Genomic DNA, 23,929 nt, shown 5'->3' with positions numbered 1-23,929 from the left:
TTCAAAAAAGCAAAATATCTCCTTTTAGCCCCGATTACTTCACTATACTTTTATTTTTATAGGAGTTCAGTGAACTTTGTTTGTAGTGAAAATCCTTGTTTGCCGGGGTTCGGCAAACAAGATTGCAACGGATAGCGGGACGATACTTCCTGAAAATGCCCAATCTTTCTGCTCCAAAAAATACTAATCGGATTCAAGTTAGAAACGTTTTACTTTTCCCGGATATTTCTCTGCATAAGCATGGATTAAATGCATCATGTATTGATTGCTCCTGTAAGGCGTAACGCAATCCTTTATCTCAGAAGGTTCGTTAAATCCAACATCTGACGGAATATAGCCCATTCCATAAAAGTGTCCATTCTCAACCCAAATACAGCTCTGTTCTTCTATAGAATTTCCTTTGTCTATGATTGCAAAACTTGTCCTATTGCCTAACAAAAAGTCAATGGCTTTTTCAATTTTCTTATTGTGATCTGTTACATCAGGCAGATTTGCTGCATCTTTTTTTTGAAAAAAATCTCCTGTAGCCGAAATGCCGTATTGACAGAATCGGTAATCAATTTTAAACTGCTGAGCAAGATTCTGCAATACAGTTATTCCGCTAAATTGGCTGTTGAATTCCTGAATACACTTTTGAAATTTAGTCAGTTTTCCAACCGCCAGATATTTATATCCGTTTCGGGCTTCATATTCATACAATCCGTATTTAGATTCAAAACGTTTTAATGCTCTGTTATGCATTGGCCACAACCTCTTAATCTCATCACATTCTAACAGCAGCGCCATAAGTTCGGTAGCGCAGACTTCAAAGGAAATTCCGTAAATATCCTTTAAAAAATGCTGCCTTTGCGCATTCACATTATGACCGCTAAAATGAGAAGCAACACGCTTTTTTAAATTAACGGCTTTACCAACATAGATTACTTCTTTCATTTGATTGTAAAAATAATACACCCCTATTTTTTCAGGCAGCTGCTCAAAATCCTGAGAAGGCAGATTGGGAGGCAAACGCTGATCCTGTGCCGTTTTTTTAATCATTTTATCCATCTCGCCTTCCGTGTCCCACTCCAGTAATTTGGAAAACAATATAGCGGTCGCATCTGCATCACCGCCGGCACGGTGACGGTTTTCTATATTTATGTCTAATGAACTGCAGAGGTTTCCTAAACTGTAAGAACCTAATCCAGGTCTAATCTTTCTTGCAGCACGAACGGTACATAATTTTCTGGCAGTCCATTTAAAACCTGATTTTTCCAATTGATGGCGGACAAAAGAATAATCGAAATTGACATTATGCGCTACAAAAATACGGTCGGTAAGCATCTCCAGAATTTTTTCGGAAACCTCGTCAAAAATTGGAGCATTACGAACCAAATTATTATCAATTCCTGTCAGCGCAAAAATAGGGAGCGGTATTTCCTGCTGCGGATTCACAAGGGTTTCCCAGCGGTCGATAACCTTAGTTCCGTCATGGATAACTATGGCTATCTCTGTAATACGGCTTCCTACGGCATTGCCTCCAGTCGTTTCTATATCTACAATGGCGTATTCCTTCTTTTTCATATAGTATCTAACGTGAATATTATTCCTGCAACTCCTCTATTAACTTTAATCAATAACATGTTGGTCTAATTCATAAAAAAATTATTTAACACATAGAAACATAGAATCTATAGGCATAAAAAGATCGCAAAAAAAGAAATACATTTCTTTCACATAGCACTATGTGTTTTTTAAATAAGTGAAACGCCTAATTTTAAATTTAGAAAATCTATGTTCCTATGTGTTGAAAAAAAATTGCGCCCAACGGCTTACATCAAAATATTTTACAAAATTAGGACGTTAAATCACTTTAAAACCTATATTTGTAGTGACTTAAAATCCCTTTAACATATGTTATATATTTCTGACAATCTTAAATGGCTGAGAAGCAAGCGAAATCTCTCGCAGCAGGAAGTCTCAGACGGAATGGCGCTGCCCCTTGACCGCTACAAGAAATATGAATACGGAAAAAACACGCCGCCTGCCGAAACGCTGGTGATTATTTCACGGTATTACCATATCAGTATCGATTTGCTTTTGACGGTTGATCTGCGAAAAATTTCTATTGATAATTTAATGCTGTTAGAAGACAACCGAATAGTTTTGCCCATAACAGTTGATACTGATGGAAACAACCTTATCGAAATTATCCCGCACAAAGCACAAGCCGGCTATCTGAGCGGTTATGCCGATGCCGAATACATAGAAAACCTGCAGCAGATAGCACTTCCGTTTTTAGGTTTGGGCAAAATGAGGGCTTTCCCGATTAACGGCGATTCTATGCCGCCGCACACCAATAAATCCTTTGTGGTCGGAAAATATGTAGACAATCTGGGAGAAATAAAACAGAACAAAACCTACATACTCATTACCTCCAGCGAAGGGATTACCTATAAACGGCTTGGGAATAAAAATGATGATTCGGTAACTGTAGTTTCAGACAATATCATTTACAGCCCATACGAAATCAAGCTTTCTGATATTTTGGAGATTTGGGAATATGTATGCCATATTGGAAGAGACGACGCTAAACTCCTGACCACAGAATCCGATACTGTCAAAGAGATGTTTCTGGAACTGAAAAGAGATATCCATGAAATAAAACAGAAAAAATAGTTCATCTCCTTCTGATTATATTTTAATCAAAAACTTGCTTTACTCAAAATATTGCCCGAAAAAGCAAAATAAATAGAGACCTTGCTGACACAGCTTGAGGTGTTCAAAAAGATTCATAAAATAGACTGATTGCAGAAGCCAAATAAAAAGTCCCTTTGATGATTTGTAAGGATTAATATGTATATTTGGTTTTGAGAAAAGTGCGTATTTTATCACACTTATACACCCGATTTTGGGCGGATATGTGTGACGGAGTCACACATATATACTAGTTAGCTGTAAGGTTAACAAATAACCAGAGATAATATTATATTTATGACAATACCTGAATTTACAACCCAAGGAAAACTACCAATAGGAATACATATTTGTTCAGGCGAGGAGTTTCTCAATAGATTTTGCTTAAGTGAAATTCGTAAAAATTTCGTAAAACCAATAAGTGATATTTTAGACTATGCACAAGAACGGGGAGCTGTAGAAGTTTTCATTGGAGGTTCTTTTATTACTGCAAATAAAAACCCAAAAGATTTAGATTGTGTTATAGTGTTTAATGAAGATAGATATATTCCTAACAATACGGAAGAAGTTTCTATTAAAGGATTAAAATTTGATATTCTATTTGCTTCATTAGAAAGTCCAAATTTAATTGACTCTTACATAAAACTATTCTCAACTTGCAGATATGGTAGCAAAGATGTTGGGGTTATTCAAATCGATCTTTATGCTAAAAATAAAATATGGGAAATAAGGCATTACCCGAATGATGAAGATTTTGAAATTATAAAAAGAGTCTATAATGACCGAAGTTTAATTGATTTAAAAGAGAAACGAGGAATATTGGTAAGTATTCACGGTTTATTAAGTGAAGCTGAATGGAATCAGGAAATTGCACCTATCGCAAGTAGCCAAGATTGGATTTTTGCACCCTACACCTACGAAACTAATAAACCTGATTTGCTTTTTAAACCAGGAAAAAGATCTAAAGTAGTGGATGATTTTCGAGAGTGGATATACGACCTACAAAGTCGGTTTGAAGGAGAAATTTCAATCATTGCACATTCTTTTGGAACATACATAATTGGAGCATATCTAGAAGGTTTTATTAATGAAGAGTTTTCTCCTGTGGCTTTTAATAGTATTATACTAACAGGATCGATTTTGAATAAAAATTTTGAATGGGAAAAATATAGAGGATATAGTGTAGGAAGTGTCTATAATACCATTGCACCTAATGATGAGTTTGTTAAATATATGCCTTCATCAGAATTGAAAAAATATATAGGAATGAGTCCTATTTTTGGACAAGCTGGTATTGAAGGGTTTGAAAGTAAAACATCAATGTTAACACAAAATAGTTTTGAAATATTAAACCATAATAATTCCATAAAAAGAGATATCATTGAAAGCAAATGGATGCCATTTCTAAACGCCAATAGATATTCATATCAAACCGAAAAAGTGGAGTATTATAAAAGGAAATATAGCAAATAAACCCTACAGCTAACAGCAAGGGTTTCGTTGGGTGCGTAGCACCAACAATGAAACCCGTGTTGAACGGAACCGCTGTACATCCATCCCTATGGAGTTATCGAAAAGTGTGAAAAGGAATATTTAAGAAAGCTTACTAAGCTTATTATGGATTTATCGACAAATATCTAATTTTAAATGAATTAAAATTTTGTTGATTAGTTTTTTACAGCTCAAAAATAAGAAATATATTTATGTTGCACTATTGTTTTTGAAATTTGATTTAGAGCTATTTTTTGAGACGTTGTATTCACGTAATACAGCTACCGAAGGTTTAGTTCAACACACGCTACAAGCAATTTGGGTATTAGGCTTAATGGAAAGATGGTTTTGTATTTGGGATGATTTGGCAAATCCGAAAATAGGGCTTAATTTAGTCCCAAACTGCTTGTAGCGCGGGAACGTTGTGCGTCATTTTAAGAAACAACAGAAAACCAAAACAACAATCAATGAAAAAAATATTATCTGTATTTTTAATTATTTTATTTTGTGTCACAAATCTGTATGCTCAAAGCAAGAATGATTCTATTTTAAAAATTGAAAAAACAATTTTTAAAATAAATCAAAATTCAAATTTAAAAACTTATGAAGTTCCCCCTTCAGAAATTATCAAGGTAAAAAAATATAATACAAATGAAAATATTATTGTAAAAAAGATTAATAACAAGATAGTTAAAATTGAATATTATTCTACAGGCAATAATTTGGAAAGTTATGAATCAATAAAAATTTATTTACAAAATAAAAAACCTATTTTCATTGAAAAAGAAGCAAAAGAAGTTATTTATGCAAGACCTGTAAATCCAACAAAAGGCACTATAGAAACTCATAAATTTTTAAGAAAATCAAAAAGCTATATTTTAAATTGGGATAAAAATCAAGTTGAAAATCTGTCTTGGGACTCACAAACAAAAGAATATCTAAAAGACAATGTTCTAAATGCGATGTTTGAAGGTGAAAAATTTGATATTATTAGAATTCTAAATCTAAGCGAAACTTCTATTTCAACTGATTATAAATAAAAAAACGACGCACAACACACTCTACAAGCAATTTGGGGATTTGGCTTAAGGGAAAAATTGGTTTGTATTTGGAAGATTTGGCAAATCCGAAAATAGGGCTTAATTTAATCCCAAACTGCTTGTAGCGCGAGAACGTCAGGCTGTGAAAAAACCTCTTTTTTTCATTCCAACCTCTTTATTTTGCCCTCACAAAATTCAAATAAGGGCTTTTAACGAAGCCTCTTTTTTAGGAGGCTAATTTAGTTTCAAAGAAAAAGAAGTCTAATTTCGGTTTTAAATAACTCATTTTTAACAAAAACAAGACTTTTGCCTTGTAGGGTGAGTTCCATTTCTTGAGTTTGGCAATGAGCTCGGGAACTCCGAGTATATTGATGCTGCGTTTGATGTTATAGACCAGCATAATCAGGCTGTGTTCTCCATTTACTTTTTCCAATCCTGTTAAATTGGTGTGATTGTAGCCCCATTGCCGTTTGATAGTGCCAAAAATGTGTTCGTTGATTTCCTGCCGCTTGCGGTAGAGCTGTGCATTTGCGTGGTAGCGTTTGTTGTTTTCTTCTACGGCATCGGCATATTGGCTGCGGTCTATATCTCGACCGGCCATCCTACTGGTGCATAAATGTTTTACAGGACATTCTCTGCATTTGGGTGTTCGGTATCTCTTGAACTCATAACTGTCTCTGTCCGTGGTTTTCTTGTGCCAGTGGCCTGTAGTTTTAAGCGTTTCGCCCTGTGGGCAAGTGTAGGTGTCGGTGGTTTTATTGTATTGGAACTTAGAAACAAAATAATCCTTGGTTGTTCCGTTTTCCTTATTTTTTCCTTGTTCGGGTTGCGCTACAATTGTAGTGATATTGGCTTGCCTACAGGCTTCTATTTCTCGCCCGTTATGATAGCCTTTGTCCACCAAAGCCGTGTAGGTTTCTATTTCTAAATTCTCTTTGGCTTCTATGGCAATAGCCGATAAGGCGTTGCGGTCATTACGATTGATGGTGTGCGTGGCTACTACAAGATTGTGTTTGGCATCGACGGCTGCCTGCATATTAAATGAGATTTCAACCACCTGTCCCTGAACCAATAATGCTCTGGCATCGCTGTCGGTGGTGCTTATTTGGGGTTCTCCGCTTGCTTTTAGTTTTTCTTCCAGCAATTCGTAGCGGATTTTGTTTTGTTTGAGACACTCTATTTTTTGTTGGACATTTTTGATTTTTGGAGAGTTTTCTTTTGCATCATTTGCTTCCAGAGCATCAAGATATTCTTGGGTTTTGGTCTCAATGTATTCCAGGTGCTTGTCAATTTTCTTTTGGTTAAAATTGGCTTTTTTGCTGTTGTGAGCCCGGCTTTTGGTGCCGTCAATGGCAATGGTTTCACCGCCTATCAAGTCCGCATCTTTCAAGAATGAGACAAAAAGCTTGAAGAGTTTCTTCAAGGCAGCGGGATTGTTTTTTCTGAAATCTGAGATGCTGTGGTAATTGGGACGAATATCTTCCAATAGCCATTGCATTTCAATGTTTCTAAAACATTCCTTCTCTAATTTTCGCGAGCTTCTTATTCCGCCCAGATAACCGTATAAATAGATTTTAAGAAACACTTTGGTATCGTAGCTCGGGCGGCCTTCGGTTTTGATGGTTTGCACTGCAAAACCCAGCTTAGCAAGGTCTGTAAACGTCACAAATGCATCTATAAATCGCACTTGATTATCGGGAGCTATGGCGTCTTCTAAACTGGAAATACGCATCTGGTGGCGGGAAATTCCTATGATATGCTGCATCCCTAAAAATACGAAAATTCCTGTTTTAACACAAGTTTTTTGTTATATTTGTTCCTAAGCAAACGGAAGTTTTTTCACAGACTGACGTTAGCGGTCAGGCTAAAACGACACCGCACAGTAAACAGAAACTATGACAGACGTAAACATATACAAAGGCGAGTTTTGCATTTCAACCGACAAGGTAAAATTAGACATTGACGCCATTCACGAATTTTTATCAACCAAAGCGTATTGGTGCATAAACATTCCGAAAGACAAGGTGCAAACTGCTATTGAAAATTCATTCTGCTTTGGTGTTTACCAAGACGAAAAACAAATTGGCCTTGCAAGAATCATTACCGATTTTTCAACGATTGCCTATTTGGGCGACGTATATATTTTAGAAGAATACAGGGGATTGGGGCTTTCTAAATGGTTAATGGAAACGGTTATGGACTATCCGAGTCTACAAGGTTTAAGACGTTGGATTTTACTCACAGGAGACGCACACGAGCTATATCGTAAATTTGGGTGGATAGACATTGCAGACCCAACCAAATGGATGGAACTTCATAATAAAAACGTTTATTCAAAATAACAATGACAGGGCAAAAACCGAGCCCGAAATAAGCCCGAACCGCTAACACACGCTACAAGCAATTTGGGGATTTGGCTTAAGGGAAAAATTGGTTTGTATTTGGAAGATTTGGCAAATCCGAAAGATAACGCTGATTTAATCCCAAACTGCTTGTAGCGCGAGAACGTCAGGCTGTGAAAAAACCTCTTTTTTTCATTCCAACCTCTTTATTTTGCCCTCACAAAATTCAAATAAGGGCTTTTAACGAAGCCTCTTTTTTAGGAGGCTAATTTAGTTTCAAAGAAAAAGAAGTCTAATTTCGGTTTTAAATAACTCATTTTTAACAAAAACAAGACTTTTGCCTTGTAGGGTGAGTTCCATTTCTTGAGTTTGGCAATGAGCTCGGGAACTCCGAGTATATTGATGCTGCGTTTGATGTTATAGACCAGCATAATCAGGCTGTGTTCTCCATTTACTTTTTCCAATCCTGTTAAATTGGTGTGATTGTAGCCCCATTGCCGTTTGATAGTGCCAAAAATGTGTTCGTTGATTTCCTGCCGCTTGCGGTAGAGCTGTGCATTTGCGTGGTAGCGTTTGTTGTTTTCTTCTACGGCATCGGCATATTGGCTGCGGTCTATATCTCGACCGGCCATCCTACTGGTGCATAAATGTTTTACAGGACATTCTCTGCATTTGGGTGTTCGGTATCTCTTGAACTCATAACTGTCTCTGTCCGTGGTTTTCTTGTGCCAGTGGCCTGTAGTTTTAAGCGTTTCGCCCTGTGGGCAAGTGTAGGTGTCGGTGGTTTTATTGTATTGGAACTTAGAAACAAAATAATCCTTGGTTGTTCCGTTTTCCTTATTTTTTCCTTGTTCGGGTTGCGCTACAATTGTAGTGATATTGGCTTGCCTACAGGCTTCTATTTCTCGCCCGTTATGATAGCCTTTGTCCACCAAAGCCGTGTAGGTTTCTATTTCTAAATTCTCTTTGGCTTCTATGGCAATAGCCGACAAGGCGTTGCGGTCATTACGATTGATGGTGTGCGTGGCTACTACAAGATTGTGTTTGGCATCGACGGCTGCCTGCATATTAAATGAGATTTCAACCACCTGTCCCTGAACCAATAATGCTCTGGCATCGCTGTCGGTGGTGCTTATTTGGGGTTCTCCGCTTGCTTTTAGTTTTTCTTCCAGCAATTCGTAGCGGATTTTGTTTTGTTTGAGACACTCTATTTTTTGTTGGACATTTTTGATTTTTGGAGAGTTTTCTTTTGCATCATTTGCTTCCAGAGCATCAAGATATTCTTGGGTTTTGGTCTCAATGTATTCCAGGTGCTTGTCAATTTTCTTTTGGTTAAAATTGGCTTTTTTGCTGTTGTGAGCCCGGCTTTTGGTGCCGTCAATGGCAATGGTTTCACCGCCTATCAAGTCCGCATCTTTCAAGAATGAGACAAAAAGCTTGAAGAGTTTCTTCAAGGCAGCGGGATTGTTTTTTCTGAAATCTGAGATGCTGTGGTAATTGGGACGAATATCTTCCAATAGCCATTGCATTTCAATGTTTCTAAAACATTCCTTCTCTAATTTTCGCGAGCTTCTTATTCCGCCCAGATAACCGTATAAATAGATTTTAAGAAACACTTTGGTATCGTAGCTCGGGCGGCCTTCGGTTTTGATGGTTTGCACTGCAAAACCCAGCTTAGCAAGGTCTGTAAACGTCACAAATGCATCTATAAATCGCACTTGATTATCGGGAGCTATGGCGTCTTCTAAACTGGAAATACGCATCTGGTGGCGGGAAATTCCTATGATATGCTGCATTCCTAAAAATACGAAAATTCCTGTTTTAACACAAGTTTTTTGTTATATTTGTTCCTAAGCAAACGGAAGTTTTTTCACAGACTGACGTTGGCGGTAATGGCAGGACGACAACCAAACAAGAACATTTATAATTAAACATAAAATCAAAATAATATGACACTACTCCCAATTTTAGGAATCATCATCGCAATACTCTTATCAGGACTTCGTATTGCACAAGAATACCAACGTGCAGTTGTTTTCAGACTCGGACGTTTTCAATCAATAAAAGGTCCTGGACTTTATTGGATTATACCTCTAATTGACCGACAACAGCGTGTTGACATTAGAACAAAAACGGTTGACCTTGAACAACAAGAAACAATCACTAAGGACAGCGTAACGATTAAAGTTAACGCAGTATTGTGGTTTAAAATAACAAATGCTGAAGACGCAATTATCAAGATTGCTGACTACAACAAAGCGGTTTATCAATTTTCAGTGACAGCCCTAAGAAACATTATCGGACAGCATACACTTGACGAAGTTTTAAGAGAAAGAGAACAGATAAACGGAACACTTCAAAAAATAGTTGACACAACAACAGAACCTTGGGGAATTAAAATTGAAATGGTAGAAATGAAAGATGTTGAAATTCCAGAAGCAATGCAACGAGCTATGGCAAGAGAAGCCGAAGCAATCAGAGAAAAAAGAGCAAGAATTGTAAAAGCAGAAGCAGAATTAGAAGCGTCAATTAAACTGACACAAGGAGCAAAAGAAATGGAAGGCAGTCCAATTGCACTTGAACTTAGACGTATGCAAATGCTATCTGAAATTGGCATTGACAACAACACAACAACTGTAATTCTTATGCCGTCTGACTTTACAAACGCTGCAAAAAGTTTTACTGAACTTGTGAATAAAAAGAAACTTGATAAATAAGCCACATACCGCTAACACACGCTACAAGCAATTTGGGTTTTAGGCTTATGGAAAGGTGATCTTGTATCAGATAAATTTGTGTTTATCCGAAGATTAGACTTACTTAATCCCAAACTGCTTGTAGCGCGAGAAAGTTGGCGGTCATTGTGAAAAAAAAGAAGACGAAAACTAAAAATTAAGACAAATAAATTGAGACAAATAAACACATTTAGTGATAAACGACTTGACAATATGTGTTCCTATTGTGGAGATTTTCCTGACACAAGAGACCACGTACCTTCTAGAATATTACTTGATGAACCATTTCCTGAAAATTTGCCTGTTGTACCTTGTTGTGATAAATGTAACCAAGGTTTTTCGTTGGACGAAGAATATTTTGCTTGTGCTATAGAATGTATTATTCAAGGAACAACAGAAATCGAATTTTTAAATAGACAAAAAATTAAATCAATTCTATCGAAAAAAGAAAATTTAAAGAAACGTATTGAAAGTTCTTTTGTAGTAGAAAATGAAAATAAATATTTCAAAATTGACTTACCTCGTTTTGAAAATGCTATAACTAAATTAGCGAAAGGACATTTGAAATTTGAAAATAGTGAACCTCAATTTGAAAATCCGACAAGTATAGCTTTTAAATCTATCTTTGATATGGATGAAAATGAAGAAGAAGCTTTTTTTACACCAACAGTATTTGATAAAGCACCAGAAGTTGGAAGTAGAGGATTACAAAATTTGCTTATTGGACATAATCAAGAAATACTATCACATTGGACAATAGTTCAAGAAGGAACTTATCAATATATGGTTTCTGTTTCATCTGGAGTTGAGATTGTTAGAATATTAATTTGGAACTATCTTGCTATTGAAGTAATTTGGAGGAATCAGTAAAAAGAAGAAACAACGAACCGCCAACACACGCTACAAGCAATTTAGGCATTTGGCTTAATGGAAAAATTGGTTTGTATTTGTGATGATTTTGGCAAATCCGAAAATAGAGCTTAATTTAGTCCCAAACCCGCTGAGTACCAGAACGTCAGGCTGTAAAAAAACTACTTCAAATTTAGAAAGTATTCGGAGGGCTACCAAAGAAAAAACTCAAATATGAGATTCTCAGGAAGCAGATTTTAGTTTTTTCACAGACTGACGTTATAGGTGATTTTATGAAGAAACTAACCAACATAATACTTCTCATTATTTTGACATCTTGTAACTCAAAGTCAAACAATGAGCCTATTAACAAAACTCAAACAGACAGTTCGTCAAATAAAACGAATATTCGCCAAAAGGAAACTACAATTATTGACATTGATACTTTGCAAATTAATGGCTTTCAGTTTATTCAGACTATAAAAGATGATAAATTCAATTGTTTAGTAACAATAAAAGGAGACACAATAATAAAAGCTGAAGATTATTATTTTCAAGCGAAGTTTTTAGATATCAACGAGGACGGATATAAAGATATTCGGGTTTTTACTTTCAGTAATACTCCTAACGAGTGTGAGAATTACCTATTTGACAAAAATCTTAAGACATTCAAACAAATTGAAAATTGTGACCTTGATATTAAAAAAATAAAAGGAACTGATTTTTATTATTCATATAACCGCGCAGGTTGTGCAGATATGGATTGGGAAAGTCATTTAAGTAAAATTGAGAATTACAAATTGGTTGGTTATGGTTTTATAAATGGAAAAGGTTGCGACTTTGAGATTAAAGAAAATCCCCAAGTAATAGAGATCTATAAAGTAACTAATTCAGAAAATAATAGTATGAAATTAATTGCGTCTTTAGCATATCTAAAACATATTCCGAAAATTGCCGACAAACGGGACTTTATTGAAAAATATTGGCTACAAAATTATAAGACATTTGACCGCTGAAAAAGAAAAACCACCTATAACAGCTACAACGGATTTGGGCATTAGGCTTAATGGAAAGATGGTTTTGTATTTGGGATTTTTAAACTTGTGAAACAATAACTAAACGAATTTTAGTCAAAAAATGCAAAATTTAAAAGAAATAGAAACTGAAGGTTTTACAATTATAAAAAATGTTTACGATCAAAATGAAATTGAAAAACTGACAGCAATAATAGAAAACGTAACTGAAAATAAAACTGAAAAATCAACATTTCGAAAATCGGACGATTTATTTGCAATTAGACAATTCCACAAAGAAATTCCAGAATCGCTGCACTTTATTTTCAACCAAAACCTGATTGATATTATAAAATCAAACTTTGGAGAAGATTATTTCATAACAAAATCAATTTATTTTGACAAACCTGAAAAATCGAATTGGTTTGTTTCTTATCACCAAGATTTGACAATTTCAGTTGACAAAAAAATGAAGATAGAAAATTTTGAAAATTGGACAAATAAGCAAAATCAATTTGCTGTTCAGCCTCCAAAAGAAATTCTGGAAAACATTTTTACAATTAGAATTCATCTGGATAAAACAACTAAAGAAAATGGAGCTTTGAAAGTCTTAAATAAATCGCATAAAAAAGGAATTTACAGAACCGATAAAGTTGACATCGAGAACGAAGTCGAAACTATCTGCGAAGTTGATAAAGGAGGAATAATGATTATGAAACCCTTGCTTTTTCACGCTTCTAACAAAACCACAAATAACAAAAGACGGAGAGTAATTCATATCGAATTCAGCAATAAAAACCTGCCAAATGAATTGGAATGGAGCGAAAAAATGGATTATCATAAGACTTTAAATTAAAGCCGATTTTATAATTGACTATTTCACTTTATTCTGGTTTGAATTAGGTTTCAATTCGTCAGGACTGTCTTTTGTATAGGTATTAAACGCTTCGCGGGACGGACTTACAAAAACATCTTTTATCACCTCAAAATCCAGTATGCTTTTCGGATTGAATTTATCCGAATCCATATATTTTTGAAGCGAGAAAAATAATTGTTTGGATGCAGGCTTATTCTCCATATCCGGGCCAATATCAGCACTGCTTACTATGATTTTTCCTTTTCCTATTTGGGCTTCAAATACTAAAGCCAGTCTGCGGTTCATAAACCAAGTGTCAATTGGCTGAACTAACGGACGAAAATCGGCTGGAAAATCTTCAAGATTCATTACCTGCGAACGATTTTGAATTTCCCACCACTGCAGATCACTATAAAAACTAGTTGGAAAATCATTAAAAGCAGGACTTTTATCCTGAATTAGCATTCCGGTAACATGTGGCGGACGCATTTTGAACCAAGAAGTATTCCAAAAAACAGGAAGAAAATGCATTTCAACTTCTTTCCCTTTCACTACTTTGCCCGAAGCATTCAAAAACACTTTTCCTCCATTTTGCAGTATTTCTTTTGCTTTATCGTCTAATACGGTCGTATAATAAACGGAAGGAGATATTTCACTTTTTTTATCGGGATATACCCAAAAATTCCAGTCGTTGGCAAAGATTGTATTATTGACTTTTACTTCAAGATTTAATTTGGAAGCATCATTAATTCCGCCCAAAGAAAATTCTATATTTCCAGCGAAAAGACCATTCCCGTTTTCGAATGTTTTAGGATCGAAGCTTCCAGCAGTAAATATATTTCCCTTTTCATCTTCGATTGTCCAGCTAATTACTGCATTTTTTAAAGGTGCTTTTCCAGAGTGAAAAAGAGCAATTGCCGCTTTGAAAGTTTCTCCATTCGTATAAACAAATTTTGGAATTTTTGCCAAAGGAACAGTTTCGTTACAAAATCGGGCATATTCTTGAGCGGACACATATCCTTTTTCCTGAAAAAAAGCATCTAAAACTCCCACTAAAGCAGTTCCCTGTCCAGGAAAATCCTGTAATCCTAACATTTGAAAACCGGCATAACCTGGCGTTCTCAATATTTTTTCAATTTCATTTTTATAACACAAAACCTGTAGCTTTCCAGAGGCATTCAAAAAATCTTTTGCCTGATTTTCCATGTTATGATCTTTAAGATCCTCACGAAACATTTCAAAATTCTTGGCTCTATAGACTCCTTTATATTTCTTGATTTCTTCAAAATTGGGAAAAACACAATACTGACCTATTTCATGAGCTACGAAAGGAACTTTAAAAGGAGCAATTCCGGCACTGAAATCAGATTCCGTTTCGGGCATTTTTTCCCATTTCAAACCTCTCACGCCTCCACGAGCCTGATATTCCGCATTCGGAACCACAGGCCAGCTTCCTCCCACAGTCATGCCGGTATAAACCCTTCTGCTGTCTTTTGCTTTCCAAAAATCCACAAATTGGTTAAGGTATTTCACTTGATTTCCCGCAGGCTCATTTCCGGCAGACAACATTGTAAACGACGCATAATTCCCGTATTCTTTTGCCATTCGAGTGGTTTCGTCGTATAAATACTGATCTACCGGCTGGCCCAATCCAATTTTAGGACCGTGATTAGGCCAGCTGGGACCTTCGGGCTGCAGATAGAGTCCCAGTTTGTCTGCTACAATAAAAGCCGCTTCGGGCGGACACCACGAGTGAAAACGGACGTGGTTTAATCCATAATTTTTGATGGTTTTAAAAATTTTCATCCAAGCTTCCACTGTTGTTGCAGGATAACCAGTTAGCGGAAATTCACAATTATGAACCGTTCCTCTAAGAAATATGGGAACATCATTTATTAAAAATTGGTTTCCTTTGATTTTGAATTCACGCATTCCAAACTGGACTATTTTTATGTCGCTTATCTCATTCGAAGAAAGTTTTGTTTCCAGATGATACAAAGCAGGATCAAATTCATTCCAAGTCAGCATTCCTTTTCCGAAAGGCAGTTCAAGTTCGATTGTTTGGTCTCCCAGCTTGGCTGCGGAAAAACTGCTTGTAATCACTTCGGTTTTGTCGGATTCTTGAGAATTAAAACTTTTTGCAGCTATAGAAAGCACTCCGCTAAACTGATTTTGAGTGCTGTTACTAATCGTGATTTTCACGCGGGCTTTTCTGTTTTTTACATCTGGATAAATTTGAACATCATCGATATAAACTGGCGAACCGGACTCCAATGCAATTTTGCCAATGATGCCATTCCAGTTTCCTTGTGTATGATCGGTAATGCTGTTCGAATCGGGTCCCACATTAATTTCTTTAATCCGATTATCTATCCGAATAGAAATGCGCTGTTTGCCCGTTGTTAGATATTGGCTCAAATCATAAACATGAGGCGCTACCAAGGAGTTTTGCATCCCCACTTCTTTATCGTTTATCCAAACTCTGGTTTCTATATGAGTTCTTTCTAAATGGAGCAATATTCGTTTGCCTTTCCAATTGGCTGGAATATTAACTTCTTTCTGATACCAAGCTGCACCAACATAATGTTTTGCGGGCGTTAACCAAAAAGGAATATGTATGTTTCCAGGTTCACGGTACTTTTTTAATCTTGGAACAAAATAATAAGAACTGTCATAAATAGAACCTGTCCATTTTGTTTTTAAAGTTATTTCATCCCCTTTTAAGAATTGTGCCATCGAACCAGGAAGCTTTATGGCATCTGAAAGATTTTTATTGTACCATTTTTCAGTGATGCCTTCTTCTTTTCGGTCAATTTGAAAATGCCAAGTGCCGTTCAGCTTAATTTCTTCATTTTTGAAACTGCTTAAGGAAAACAAAACCACTAACAGCAGGCTGATATAACTGTATTTTTTTATCATTTTATAGTTTTATAGCAAGTAAACCGTCTGTATTTTACAGATAGTCAAATAGTAATCCAATATAGTATCAAAACAGACAAGTTTTACTGAATTATATTGAATGCAAAATCTGTATAAAAATAAAATAATGAATTACAATTGTTATCCTGTAGCATCCTGTTATGAAAATCAGAAAAAAAGAAATTTACATTTAACTGTTGGATCTACTGAGAATTTCAATTAAAAATTTAATCCAAATCAGAAAACAGCCAAATTGTTTTACTCATAGCTGTTAATCGTGATAGCAATAACAGCCTGCAGCAAACAACACGGTCTTTTAGGTTCAGGCAAAATGAGAACATTTTCTGTAAATAGAAATTCAACGTCATTTTTAATTAGTAACGGGAACGATTTCTGTTGCTTCTTCCCTATTTCCTTTTTTACGCCAATAATTAGCCAATAAAGAACCAGAAACATTCATCCAGGGACTAAATACCGCTGAGGCTAAACCTAATGTTGCTAATTTACCCATAGAGCCTGCCAATCCAGAAGCCATTCCGCCGTTTTGGAGACCGACTTCGAAAGCGATGGTCTGACTGCTTTTTTTGTCGAGACCGCTTAATCTGCTGAGCCAATAACCAAAAAAGTAGCCCGCTCCGTTGTGCAGTACCGAGGCTAAGAAAAGCAAAAAACCGATCTGAATTAAATTATCTCTTCCGGCAGCTGTGGTCACCAAAGTAAAATAGATGATTCCAAACATGGAGAAATAAGGCATAATCGCATCGATTTTTGGATATACTTTATACAGCAAATGATATAATGTTCCCACGATAAAAGCACCACAGGAGAAATTAATAATTTCTAAAATGTGTGCTGCTGCACTACCTTCGGCAACCGCGAATGAATGGTCGAAGAAAATAAAAACAGCCAGCCAAATCATTGACAGTGCTGTCAAAACATAAATTCTCTTTTTTGCCAGAGTTCCATAATTTTTTAGAATATCGTGAATCATTGCTGCTGCCAAAGGAACAAGGACGATTTTAATAATTTCCATCATCATATTGAAAAAATGAACTTCGACCATGGTTCCCGCGAATATTTTCATCAAAAATGGCGTCATAATTGGTGCTGCCAATGTAGACATTGCCGTTACGGTAACCGACAAAACCAGATTTCCTTTGGCGATATACGTCATCACATTAGAAGCCAATCCGCTGCTGCAAGATCCAATCAGGATAATTCCTGCTGCGATTTCAGGTTCAAAACCAAAAGTCTTGGCAATGATAAAACCCATAATTGGCATAATGGTAAAATGTCCCAGTAGACCAATCAATACTCCTCTTCCCGATTTTCGAATACCTGTAAAATCCTCAATGCTCATTTGAGTTCCCATTCCGAACATTACCATTTGAATGATAATCAGAATGAGCCATTTGTTGCGCATATCGAAACTGCCCACGTGCAGAAAAAATTCTGGATAGAGCAGTCCGGCGCAAACCGCAGTAATAATCCAAAAAGTATATTGATAACCGCTTAATACTTTCAGATGTCCTGCCCCAATGGCAGTACTTGAAAAACCAAAGATTAATCCCAATTTCCACAATATGTCTATTTGCTGTAACCAGCCCAAACCGACAACGATGAAAAATAGTGGGGCAGCCCAAAGAAAATATTTACGCATACAATTTGTTTTTTAAATGTTAATTATGTGAGCCTAATTAGATTTGTTCCTTTTCGTGATTCAATGCAGACCTAACAGGTTTTCAAAACCTGTTAGGTCTTTAGATGATGGCAAAAAAACCGAATCTTAACTCCTAGCCCCAATTGCAGTGGGAATCCTTTTGTGCAGGTGTTCGGCACAAAAGATTACTTCACTATGCTTTTATTTTCATAAGAGTTCAGTGAACTTCGTTTGTAACGGAAAGCGGGACTATATTGCCAAAAATGCCTGATCTTTCTGCTCCAAAATCAATAATTGAACTCTTTAAAAATAAAGCTCCGCCAATTTTTTCATGGCAATAGCCGGGCTTGCTAAAATCGGCACTAGTTTTTCTTCAGCACTTAAGCCATCAACAACTCTTGCCATTGAAGCCTGCGCCAAAACAATCACATCAACTTCTTTCATTAATTCTTTTAGTGCTTTGGCTACCATTTCATCGTGTTTCGCAGCGTCTCCACTCATTAAAGCTTCGAAAGCGCCTTCGCATAATTTGGAAGTAATCGTTGCGTTTTTGCCTGCCAATTCTGCTCTTCTTCTAACCAAATCACTGGTGGGTTCCAAAGTGGTTGGCAAAGTGGCGATAACACCAATTTTGTTGCTGATCTGCACCGCTTCGTCAGCCATCGCCTGATCCACACGAATAACCGGAACTGTTGCTAATGTTGCAGCCGTTTCAATCGCCACTCCAATAGATGAACAGGTTACCAAAATTACATCGGCTCCTGCGGCTTCGGCAGCCTGAACGTGGCTCACTACTCTCGCAGCCGTATTCGGCATTAATTTTCCTTTTTTGATTACGTCTTTTATCAGACTGTCATCGACTATGTTGAATGTTTCAATTCCCTGTAAAAACTCGTTGCTCAATTGCTGAAACAACGGAACCAATGTTGCCGATGTATGTACGAAACCTAAAACTTTTGCGCTCATAATTTTTCTCCTTTTAATACTTTTATAAAATAATCGGCGGTACCAACTTGTCCGCCTTTAAAATTCATTTCTATTCCATTTACCCATTCATTGTCCGAAATTGCTTTGCAAAGCGGAGCTCCCGGAGCTATTGGCGCAATCATTTCCAGTGCCAGAATATCCAATTCAGATGCGGAGTAACTGGAAGTGTCGCCACCCGCAAAAAGGATTCTTTTTATTTTGACAGCCTTTAATACTTCTTTGGTTATTTGTCCCAGAACACTTCCGTAAATCGAACTGCATTGTTTTTGAATCTCGTTTTCCGAAAAACCTTTTGTTGTAAAATACGCTTCGGTTTCTGCAATCCGCAGGTCGTTTGAACCAATGCTTGTATGTAGAATTGTGCTTTTTCCCTGATTAAAATTCTCGATAACCTGAGCAACGGTATTTTTTATAATTGCTTCATGATTTTGAATATCGACAGCTTTGCTTTCTAATGCAATTTCCAGAAATCCATTTTCGAGAGCAAATTCAATTTGGCTAGACGTCACCGGAGAACAGCTTCCCGATAAAACGAGTATGGGTGAAACTTCTCCTGCTGATTCAAATGCTATTTCGGTTCCGATGATTTTTTTATCCTTCCAATCTAATCCCAAAGCCATTTCGATTCCGGATGAACCTACAGAAAACAATGTTTTTTCGGTTGCCAATTGGTTAAAAACACTTCCAATGGTTTTGAGATGCTCCGAATTGAAACCGTCAAAAAACAGAATCTCTGCTTTGTTATTATTAACCGCTTCAAGAACTGCTGATATGCCTTTTTCGATTGTGGTTAGGTTGATAAGATTGATGGATTTCTCCGTTTGTTTAGCCAGATGAAGAGTCAAATCTCCTTCTAAAGCCGGTGTTACGGGATGTTTGCTCATGGACGGATGTCGGTCGATACGGTAAATTTCGCCATTTCCAATCGTTCCCATTCGGGCAAACAGGTTTCCGAAAACACAAAATCGTCCCAAATGCGGTGCTGATGGAGAAACCAAAATGGTCTTTTGATTGAAAACTTCGCTTCCGATTTCGATTGCTTTCCCGATGTTCCCTACATGTGGCGCGGAATCGAAAGTGGAACAGACTTTATAATGAAAATGATTTGGGGCAAAACTTTTCAGATTCTCAAAAGCAGTATAAAGTTCTGTTTCCATTTCCGAAGGTGACATCGATCTGCTTTTCCCCGCCAGACCAATCGCCTGAATTCCCGGAAAACGATCCAGGTCTTTTTGTTCTGGCTTTCGAAGAAAAAGAACGGTTTTCACTCCGGCCAGGGTTAGGAATTCCAAGGCATCCGTAGAGCCCGTGAAATCGTCGCCATAATAGGCCAAGAGCAATTTATCTTTCTTCATTATTTAGAAAATTTCTTTACCGATTCGGCAAATTCTGGGTATTTCAAGGCAGTTTCTTCCACAGACAAACCGGCAACGGCTCCAGTCCAGGCTTGCTGTAATGCATTCACTCCCGCTTTCGGTCCCATTGGATGTGCCAAAATTCCGCCGCCTGCCATATACAGCAAATCCGTGGTTTGGGTTCTTCGGTAGGTTTCTACGGCTTGTCCGCCCCATTGTCCTGAAGATACTACAGGCAAAATTTCGTATCCGCTCAAAAAGGGTTTCAAACAGGATTTTATCGACGTTACCACCGAGTCATCCGATTCCCAAAATTTATTCTGGATTCCGTTAACATGCAGTTGATCGACTCCTGCCAGACGCTGAATTTTTTGATAAGCAGGAAATTCAATTCCCAACAACGGATGCCGGTTCAGCATTCCCCAGCCGTTTCTGTGACCGTGAATAACGAGTTCGCCCTGATCACAAATTTTCTTTGTTCCCGAAAGCCCAACACTGTTGATGCTGATCATCGCACAGCTTCCTTCTTCTTTTTTTATCAGATCGTATTTTCGCTGCATTTCGTCAATTTCATCACTGATATTGAAGGCATACATTACTTTTTTACCTGTTTTTTGTTCGTTATCCCGAATGACTTTCATAATCGCTTTTACCCTTTCATCAAAAGGCGAATTGGAAGCTGATCCCATCAATTCATCGTCTTTGATAAAATCGATTCCGGCATCTATCAGTGATTTGACCAAAGTAGCGGTTTCCTCCACACTCATTCCGATGCTTGGTTTTATAATGGTTCCAATCATCGGTCTGTCAGTTACGCCACAGGATAATTTAGAACCTTTGATTCCGAATTTTGGTCCTTTGAAATGATTTTGAAAAGAATCCGGCACTTCAAAATCTATCAGCTTTAAACCGGTAAACTGTGTGATTTCATATAAATTTCCTTGTAAAGTGCTAATCAAAACCGGCAGATTATAGCCAAAATTCTCAATCGACCAGCTTACTTTTACTCTTGCTTTCTGGTATTTTTTCCCGGGAACACTTCCGCCCGGAATCGATGGTTCGTCGGCCAAACCCAATAACTGAATATCCTCTACCCTTGCGGAAAAACGTTTTTTCAATTCTTCGGTTTCACCCGGAACAGAAACAAACGTTCCCGATGACTGCTCGCCTGCCAAAACTGCCGAAGCCTGTTCTACATCATAAGGGGTTTCTATAAGATATTCTGCAAAAACTCTTTCCATTCTAATTTATTTTAAGATTCTAAATTAAAGTATTTTAAGGAAAGCAACTGTCCTGTGCTGTGCTGAAATTAGGTTTTAGAATTTTGAAAAATTCTATTTATAGCAGTTATACTATTAGCATTATAAAATAGCCTGAATTATTTCGGGCTATTTTTTGTACATATTGGACTGTTATATAATTTTATATATTTATATGTGGCAAATTCAAAAAACATAATTGTAACAGAAAGTGAATTGGAACTTAAGAGATTAATAAGACAGCAACCTATTCACAAAAAAAATCGCATTCAAATATTGTTAATTCTTAAGAAAAGTGAACGTTCATTAAGTAAAACAGAACTAGCCTCTATTTTAAAAGTAAACCACATTCTGCAAAAATAGACATTACTTAAATACCCATAAAAGGCTATTTTAAATAACATTTTAGGAGGGAACTAGATGTTCCACCTCATTTGCACTGCGAAATGATCTAAAATATTTCCAATTTTTCAACCACTGAATCTATTAATCTAGTGGAATAATTTTCTGAAATTTAATAATTAAATTTAATGGAAAAAGTTCTTATTGATGAACTGGATGTTGTTTAAAAGCGGGTTGCATTAATATTGATATTAGTACTTGAATATATAAATGCCAATATTATAAACAAAAAAAACTGCCCGAAAAATACTTTTCGGACAGCCTCTTGTTTGTAAAGTAAATAAAAGACTAAGCTTCTAATCCTTCTTTTTGTTTTGCTCTCTTTTCTTTGTAAGCTTCCCAAGTTGCTCCTCCTACCCAATAAGATACGAAACCAACTAAGAAAAACATTAACCAAAATCCCATTGTAAGGATGGTTAAGAAAAGTAGAAAGCCTAAATACTGCTGAAATTCAAACATGTTTTCCGGAATTTTTGAATGTAGCGACAAATATAAGTTTTTAATCTTTTAAAGCCAATAAAATCAATAAAAACTATGAATTTGCAGTAAAATTATTTTTTATGCCTAAAATCTGAAATGAGTGACAATACTTTAGAAAAATATGAATTTAAAAATATTAGCTTCTCCTCTTTTTAAATACAATGTTGTTTACCATCAAGGATAGTATAAAAAAGAAGATTTTTAATCATCTCTTACATTATCAATCCTTTAACACAACAACCTTTTTTTTTACTAAAATTACCAAATTGTCATTTTTTTTAAACAAAAACCAGTAATCATACTTCAAATAATAGTTATATTTGTTCATCAAAATAAAATTTATGGAAGAATGTATCTCAGTTTTTGATATGCTAAAAATTGGTGTTGGTCCGTCAAGTTCCCATACTCTAGGACCATGGCGTGCTGCCGAACGCTTCTTAGCTGAACTAAGAATCGATTATGACATTAATACAATAACCCGAGTTAAAGTCGATTTGTACGGCTCTCTTTCATTAACAGGAAAAGGACATGCAACTGACTTAGCCATAATGCTTGGGCTTAGCGGACAAGATCCTGAATATATTCCTGTTCAAAATATAGACGGCATCATCAAATCGATTGAAGCTAAAAAAGAAATCCATTTGGGAAACCAAATCCATATTCCTTTTTTTATGCTGAAGGACATTGTTTTCAACAAAAACTTTCTTCCTTTTCACGCTAATGGATTAACGTTTACTGCCTATTTTAACAATGAAACCGAATACAGTTCTACATTTTACTCTATAGGAGGCGGATTTGTAGTTAAAGAAGAACGGGAAAATGCCCAAAACAAATTAGCCCTAAAATGTGCTTTCCCATTCCCTATTGACAAAGCCAGCCAACTTTTGGCGTATTGCATAAAACAAAATAAATCCATTTCGGAAATCGTTTATGAAAACGAAAAATCCATGCGCCCTGAAGCAGAAATTCATAAGGAATTAATGCGTATTTGGAATACTATGCTGGAATGCATGTATATCGGCTGTCATTCTGAAGGCATACTTCCCGGAGGGCTGCATGTACGGAGACGCGCTTTTGATATGCACCAAAATCTGATTGGTTTATCCAATTATTCTACTCCGCAGGAATGGCTGGAAGAAATCAGAAAAACTGAAGTTAAATTTAGGCAGATTCTAAAATGGGTTAGCTGTTTTGCATTGGCTGTTAATGAAGTAAATGCTGCGCTAGGCCGTGTAGTAACGGCTCCAACTAATGGAAGTGCTGGGGTAATTCCAGCTGTTTTGATGTATTATTTGGTTATTGAAAACCATCAGGCAAACGAGAAAGAAATCAAGCAGTTTTTGATGGTTGCCGGCGAAATAGGAAGCATTTTCAAAAAAGGGTCAACAATCTCTGCTGCAATGGGGGGCTGTCAAGCCGAAATTGGCGTTTCAAGCGCTATGGCTGCTGGAGCTTTATGCGAATTGATGGGAGGAACACCTGATCAGGTATTGATGGCTGCCGAAATTGCCATGGAACATCACTTGGGTCTGACCTGTGATCCTATTGGCGGTTTAGTGCAGATACCTTGTATCGAAAGAAATACCATGGGTGCCATAAAAGCGATTAATGCAGCAGAACTCGCTTTGGAAACCGATGCCAAAAATGCAAAAGTATCTCTGGATAAAGTTATAGATACTATGTGGCAAACAGCTAAAGACATGAACTCCAAATACAAGGAAACCTCCGAAGGCGGACTGGCAATTGCCGTAAACTTGGCGGACTGTTAAGGAGCAATTCAGATTTCACTTTGCAGTTTGTAATTTTTAGGCAGCAAAAAAAACAGATTTCAGATAAGATGTTTAACATTCTTAATCTGAAATCTG

18 protein-coding genes are annotated in these 23,929 nt (G+C 36.6%); 9 read left to right on the top strand and 9 right to left on the bottom strand.

The window, feature by feature from the left end; translation table 11 throughout:
* Nucleotides 1–198: 198 nt before the first annotated feature.
* Nucleotides 199–1,563, bottom strand: coding sequence for an exonuclease domain-containing protein (locus CLU83_RS04370; RefSeq protein WP_100430481.1), 1,365 nt, complete (start codon nt 1,561–1,563; stop codon nt 199–201).
* A gap of 330 nt (nt 1,564–1,893) precedes the next feature.
* Between CLU83_RS04370 and CLU83_RS04365 the strand changes: the two genes are divergently transcribed.
* The 3 genes from CLU83_RS04365 to CLU83_RS04350 all read left to right on the top strand — a co-directional run bounded on the left by CLU83_RS04365 (nt 1,894) and on the right by CLU83_RS04350 (nt 5,207).
* Nucleotides 1,894–2,658, top strand: coding sequence for an XRE family transcriptional regulator (locus tag CLU83_RS04365; protein ID WP_100430480.1), 765 nt, complete (start codon nt 1,894–1,896; stop codon nt 2,656–2,658).
* Nucleotides 2,659–2,973: 315 nt separating this feature from the next.
* The gene (locus CLU83_RS04360) at nt 2,974–4,149 is read left to right on the top strand and encodes a hypothetical protein (protein WP_100430479.1); all 1,176 of its coding nucleotides are present in this window, start codon (nt 2,974–2,976) and stop codon (nt 4,147–4,149) included.
* A gap of 485 nt (nt 4,150–4,634) precedes the next feature.
* A complete protein-coding gene (locus tag CLU83_RS04350) occupies nt 4,635–5,207 on the top strand; it encodes a hypothetical protein (RefSeq protein WP_100430477.1) in 573 nt (190 codons plus the stop codon).
* 226 nt (nt 5,208–5,433) lie between these two features.
* Here CLU83_RS04350 and CLU83_RS04345 read toward each other — a convergent pair whose 3' ends face one another.
* Nucleotides 5,434–6,972, bottom strand: coding sequence for an IS1182 family transposase (locus tag CLU83_RS04345; protein WP_232726934.1), 1,539 nt, complete (start codon nt 6,970–6,972; stop codon nt 5,434–5,436).
* A gap of 130 nt (nt 6,973–7,102) precedes the next feature.
* Between CLU83_RS04345 and CLU83_RS04340 the strand changes: the two genes are divergently transcribed.
* A complete protein-coding gene (locus tag CLU83_RS04340; RefSeq protein ID WP_100430476.1) occupies nt 7,103–7,549 on the top strand; it encodes a GNAT family N-acetyltransferase in 447 nt (148 codons plus the stop codon).
* A gap of 257 nt (nt 7,550–7,806) precedes the next feature.
* Here the strand turns inward: CLU83_RS04340 and CLU83_RS04335 are convergent, their stop codons facing one another.
* Nucleotides 7,807–9,345 carry an IS1182 family transposase gene (locus tag CLU83_RS04335; protein ID WP_232726934.1) on the bottom strand — a complete coding sequence of 513 codons (1,539 nt, stop codon included), beginning with the start codon at nt 9,343–9,345 and terminating at the stop codon, nt 7,807–7,809.
* Nucleotides 9,346–9,498: 153 nt separating this feature from the next.
* Between CLU83_RS04335 and CLU83_RS04330 the strand changes: the two genes are divergently transcribed.
* From CLU83_RS04330 to CLU83_RS04315, 4 genes are all read left to right on the top strand, one after another.
* Entirely contained in the window at nt 9,499–10,266 is a 768-nt protein-coding gene (locus tag CLU83_RS04330) for a slipin family protein (protein WP_100430475.1), read from the top strand.
* A 189-nt stretch (nt 10,267–10,455) separates the two neighbouring features.
* Nucleotides 10,456–11,154: a hypothetical protein gene (locus CLU83_RS04325; protein WP_157801988.1), complete on the top strand. Its 699-nt coding sequence runs from the start codon at nt 10,456–10,458 to the stop codon at nt 11,152–11,154.
* 272 nt (nt 11,155–11,426) lie between these two features.
* On the top strand, nt 11,427–12,149 hold the full coding sequence (locus CLU83_RS04320; RefSeq protein ID WP_100430473.1) for a hypothetical protein: 723 nt from the start codon (nt 11,427–11,429) through the stop codon (nt 12,147–12,149).
* A gap of 121 nt (nt 12,150–12,270) precedes the next feature.
* Complete coding sequence (locus tag CLU83_RS04315) at nt 12,271–13,002, top strand: phytanoyl-CoA dioxygenase family protein (RefSeq protein ID WP_100430472.1); 732 nt, start codon at nt 12,271–12,273, stop codon at nt 13,000–13,002.
* A gap of 18 nt (nt 13,003–13,020) precedes the next feature.
* On the opposite strand, the gene CLU83_RS04310 is transcribed toward CLU83_RS04315, so the two are convergent.
* From CLU83_RS04310 to CLU83_RS04285, 6 genes are all read right to left on the bottom strand, one after another.
* On the bottom strand, nt 13,021–15,921 hold the full coding sequence (locus CLU83_RS04310; protein ID WP_100430471.1) for a sugar-binding domain-containing protein: 2,901 nt from the start codon (nt 15,919–15,921) through the stop codon (nt 13,021–13,023).
* A gap of 370 nt (nt 15,922–16,291) precedes the next feature.
* On the bottom strand, nt 16,292–17,581 hold the full coding sequence (locus CLU83_RS04305; protein WP_100430470.1) for a bile acid:sodium symporter family protein: 1,290 nt from the start codon (nt 17,579–17,581) through the stop codon (nt 16,292–16,294).
* 303 nt (nt 17,582–17,884) lie between these two features.
* Complete coding sequence (locus CLU83_RS04300; protein ID WP_100430469.1) at nt 17,885–18,547, bottom strand: aspartate/glutamate racemase family protein; 663 nt, start codon at nt 18,545–18,547, stop codon at nt 17,885–17,887.
* Nucleotides 18,544–19,923: a four-carbon acid sugar kinase family protein gene (locus CLU83_RS04295; RefSeq protein WP_100430468.1), complete on the bottom strand. Its 1,380-nt coding sequence runs from the start codon at nt 19,921–19,923 to the stop codon at nt 18,544–18,546. The genes CLU83_RS04300 and CLU83_RS04295 overlap by 4 nt, the downstream gene beginning before the upstream one ends.
* Nucleotides 19,923–21,164 carry a ribulose-bisphosphate carboxylase large subunit family protein gene (locus CLU83_RS04290; protein ID WP_100430467.1) on the bottom strand — a complete coding sequence of 414 codons (1,242 nt, stop codon included), beginning with the start codon at nt 21,162–21,164 and terminating at the stop codon, nt 19,923–19,925. Before CLU83_RS04290 ends, CLU83_RS04295 begins: the two co-directional genes overlap by 1 nt.
* A gap of 708 nt (nt 21,165–21,872) precedes the next feature.
* Complete coding sequence (locus CLU83_RS04285; RefSeq protein WP_100430466.1) at nt 21,873–22,043, bottom strand: hypothetical protein; 171 nt, start codon at nt 22,041–22,043, stop codon at nt 21,873–21,875.
* A gap of 362 nt (nt 22,044–22,405) precedes the next feature.
* On the opposite strand from CLU83_RS04285, the gene CLU83_RS04280 reads away from it, so the two are divergent.
* Nucleotides 22,406–23,833, top strand: coding sequence for an L-serine ammonia-lyase (locus tag CLU83_RS04280; protein ID WP_100430465.1), 1,428 nt, complete (start codon nt 22,406–22,408; stop codon nt 23,831–23,833).
* The last annotated feature ends 96 nt before the right edge of the window (nt 23,834–23,929 follow it).

Source organism: Flavobacterium sp. 1 (genome assembly GCF_002797935.1).
GTDB lineage: Bacteria > Bacteroidota > Bacteroidia > Flavobacteriales > Flavobacteriaceae > Flavobacterium.
Note: the sequence above shows the minus strand (reverse complement) of the source record. Positions and strands in the feature narration are given on the sequence as shown.

Coding starts and splice junctions, on each gene's coding strand:
- CLU83_RS04345 (WP_232726934.1), bottom strand. CDS start 6,972: ATGCAGCATATCATAGGAATTTCCCGCCACCAGATGCGTATTTCCAGT.
- CLU83_RS04320 (WP_100430473.1), top strand. CDS start 11,427: ATGAAGAAACTAACCAACATAATACTTCTCATTATTTTGACATCTTGT.
- CLU83_RS04285 (WP_100430466.1), bottom strand. CDS start 22,043: ATGTTTGAATTTCAGCAGTATTTAGGCTTTCTACTTTTCTTAACCATC.
- CLU83_RS04335 (WP_232726934.1), bottom strand. CDS start 9,345: ATGCAGCATATCATAGGAATTTCCCGCCACCAGATGCGTATTTCCAGT.
- CLU83_RS04290 (WP_100430467.1), bottom strand. CDS start 21,164: ATGGAAAGAGTTTTTGCAGAATATCTTATAGAAACCCCTTATGATGTA.
- CLU83_RS04310 (WP_100430471.1), bottom strand. CDS start 15,921: ATGATAAAAAAATACAGTTATATCAGCCTGCTGTTAGTGGTTTTGTTT.
- CLU83_RS04330 (WP_100430475.1), top strand. CDS start 9,499: ATGACACTACTCCCAATTTTAGGAATCATCATCGCAATACTCTTATCA.
- CLU83_RS04315 (WP_100430472.1), top strand. CDS start 12,271: ATGCAAAATTTAAAAGAAATAGAAACTGAAGGTTTTACAATTATAAAA.
- CLU83_RS04300 (WP_100430469.1), bottom strand. CDS start 18,547: ATGAGCGCAAAAGTTTTAGGTTTCGTACATACATCGGCAACATTGGTT.
- CLU83_RS04365 (WP_100430480.1), top strand. CDS start 1,894: ATGTTATATATTTCTGACAATCTTAAATGGCTGAGAAGCAAGCGAAAT.
- CLU83_RS04340 (WP_100430476.1), top strand. CDS start 7,103: ATGACAGACGTAAACATATACAAAGGCGAGTTTTGCATTTCAACCGAC.
- CLU83_RS04350 (WP_100430477.1), top strand. CDS start 4,635: ATGAAAAAAATATTATCTGTATTTTTAATTATTTTATTTTGTGTCACA.
- CLU83_RS04370 (WP_100430481.1), bottom strand. CDS start 1,563: ATGAAAAAGAAGGAATACGCCATTGTAGATATAGAAACGACTGGAGGC.
- CLU83_RS04305 (WP_100430470.1), bottom strand. CDS start 17,581: ATGCGTAAATATTTTCTTTGGGCTGCCCCACTATTTTTCATCGTTGTC.
- CLU83_RS04280 (WP_100430465.1), top strand. CDS start 22,406: ATGGAAGAATGTATCTCAGTTTTTGATATGCTAAAAATTGGTGTTGGT.
- CLU83_RS04295 (WP_100430468.1), bottom strand. CDS start 19,923: ATGAAGAAAGATAAATTGCTCTTGGCCTATTATGGCGACGATTTCACG.
- CLU83_RS04360 (WP_100430479.1), top strand. CDS start 2,974: ATGACAATACCTGAATTTACAACCCAAGGAAAACTACCAATAGGAATA.